2 protein-coding genes and 1 pseudogene are annotated in these 2428 nt (G+C 68.5%); all 3 read right to left on the reverse strand.

The window, feature by feature from the left end:
* Positions 1-119: 119 nt before the first annotated feature.
* The gene (locus tag G6018_RS08200; RefSeq protein ID WP_241732022.1) at positions 120-1274 is read right to left on the reverse strand and encodes an alpha/beta hydrolase family protein; all 1155 of its coding nucleotides are present in this window, start codon (positions 1272-1274) and stop codon (positions 120-122) included.
* Positions 1275-1362: 88 nt separating this feature from the next.
* Complete coding sequence (locus G6018_RS08205; RefSeq protein WP_346034869.1) at positions 1363-1860, reverse strand: glutathione peroxidase; 498 nt, start codon at positions 1858-1860, stop codon at positions 1363-1365.
* A 91-nt stretch (positions 1861-1951) separates the two neighbouring features.
* Positions 1952-2428, reverse strand: a pseudogene (locus G6018_RS08210) (MFS transporter); the annotation flags it as partial.

The raw sequence follows: 2428 nt of genomic DNA on the forward strand, positions 1-2428 counted from the left end.
GAGCGTTCCGCACACATCGCCCGAGAAGGGGGTGCGCGGAACGGTCTTATCGATGACGGGAGCGAGCGCGAGGGCGCCGGGGCGAGCATGGGGCGATCGCGAGGGCGCTGGGGCGGGGGTCAGTCCTCGAGAGCGGGCTTGATGTGCTCCCAGCCGGCCTCGAAGTTCTTGAGGAAGTTCGGCCAGTTGTGCAGCCCCGTGTCGGAGTAGTCCACCCGGTGGTCGACGTTCGCGCGGTCGAGCGCCCTCTCGAAGGCCTCGGTGCCCTCGCGCACGCCCTTCTCCAGGACCAGTCCGATGAGCAGGTTCTGGACGTCCGCGCCGCCGCCGTACTCCTGCAGGTCCTCCGGGCCGATCTCACCACTGCCGGACGAGAAGTAGACGGCCTTGCCCCGCAGTCCCTCCGGGTGAGAGATGGTGTCGTTCTCCGCCCAGCGCCCGCTTCGGTGCGGACCCCACATGTTGTCCACCTGGCCACCGCGGGTCTCCACGCTGAGCCGGACGGTCTGGTAACCGAGCGCGTCCATCGTGGAGTAGTAGCCGCTGAAGGACATCACGGCGTCGTAGAGCCCGGGGTGCGTGGCGGCCAGGTGCATGGCCGCCTGGCCGCCCATCGAGATCCCCCCGATCCCGTTCCTGCCGCTCGTCTCGAGCTGCTCGGCCACGACGCCCGGCAGCTCCTCGGTGAGGAAGGTCTCCCACTTGTTGTTGCCCAGGACCGGGTCCGGCTGCTCCCAGTCGGTGTAGTACGAGGCGAACGCGCCGGCAGGATTGACCACGTGCACGTCCTCGTCCGCGAGCCGATCCGCGATCTGGCCCTGGTGGTTCCACCCGGTGCTGCTCACCGGGGCGCCGACGCCGTCGAGCATGTAGAGCACCGGAGCGGCGCCCTCACCCCGGGACGGGACCACCTCGACGGTGATCTCGCGCTGCATCGATTCCGAGGCGACGATCCAGTACTGATACTCCCCCCGCGTGCGCTCGACTCCCCGGAACTCGGTCTCGGTGATGCTCGGATCGACCGGGGAGGGCGTCCCGATGGGGGCAGAGGATCCCTCACCGAGCGGGATGTCCGCGGAGCCCACCGACCCGAGCGAACCGGCGGTCGAGCCCAGAGGGACGGAACCCACGGCCTCGATGATGGTCTCCAGATCGTCCGGCCCCAACGTGGTCGGGTCGATGCTGCCGAGCTGCGCTCCGGCCGGGGCGACCGAACCGAGGGTCAGGGCGAGGGCCAGCGCGCCGGCGGTGGCGGTGGCGGCGAATCGGGGCATTCCGACAGACATACGGCTCCAGAGTTCTCAGTGATGACTTAATAACCTTAGCCGCAGCAACTTGAATCGGCCCACTCACCGCACGGCCTCACGACTCCCGCAACGCCTCCTCGACGGCCTTGCGCAGGTCCTCAGGCTTACGGTTGGGGCCGAACCGACCCACCACGGTGCCGTCACGCCCGATGAGGAACTTGGTGAAGTTCCACGAGATCCGACCGCCCAGCAGACCGGATTCCTGCGACTTGAGCCAGCGGTACAGCGGGTGGGTGCCCGATCCGTTGACCTCGATCTTGGAGAACAGCGGGAACTCCACCCCGAAGTTGCGCTCACAGAACGACCCGATCTCCTCGTCGGTGCCCGGCTCCTGGTGCGCGAACTGGTCACACGGGAAGCCCAACACCACGAAGCCCTGGTCGCGGTACTCCTCGTACAGCTTCTGCAACCCCTTGTACTGGGGGGTGAACCCGCATTTGCTGGCGGTGTTGACCACCAAGACGACCTGACCGGCGTAGTCGGCCAGATCCTTCTCGCTGCCATCGAGCAGGCCTGCTCGGAAATCCGTGAGGGTGACATTGTCATCGGGCACGGCGCGTCTCCTCGTCGTCGTCATGACCGGCGGGCTTCACCCGCCGTCCGTCCCGAGGCTTCCACACTCCGGGGCGCTCACGCACCCGGCATCACCGGGCCGCCGACGCCTCGGGCATTCTCAGCGCCGACACCGCACCGATCAACCCCAGGATCGCCAGGAAGACCAGCGCCCACTCGACCCCCGCCAGCGCGATGACCGAACTGATGCCGCCCACCACGAGCAGGATGATCCCCATGGCCGAGTTGGAGACCGCGACGTAGGTCGTCCGCAGGTCGCCCTCGGCCACGTCCACGACATAGGTCTTGCGCCCCACGCGGACCCCGGAGTGCAACAGCGTGAGCAGGAAGTATCCGCCCACGAAGAACACGGTCCCCAGCGCGGACGAGCCGTCGACGCCGGGGAGCGAGACGGCCACCACGAAACCCAGCGCCACGATCGAGGCGGCGGCGGCCGCCCACGCCATGAGCCGACGACTGGACCGGTCGGCGAGCCGGCCGAAGATCCGCCCCCCGACGAGTGAGGCGATCCCGGAGGCGAGGATGAACCCGCCGAGCCCGGCCAGTGC

The organism is Dietzia sp. DQ11-44 (assembly GCF_014145205.1).
In the GTDB taxonomy this organism is placed as follows: Bacteria; Actinomycetota; Actinomycetes; order Mycobacteriales; family Mycobacteriaceae; genus Dietzia; species Dietzia natronolimnaea.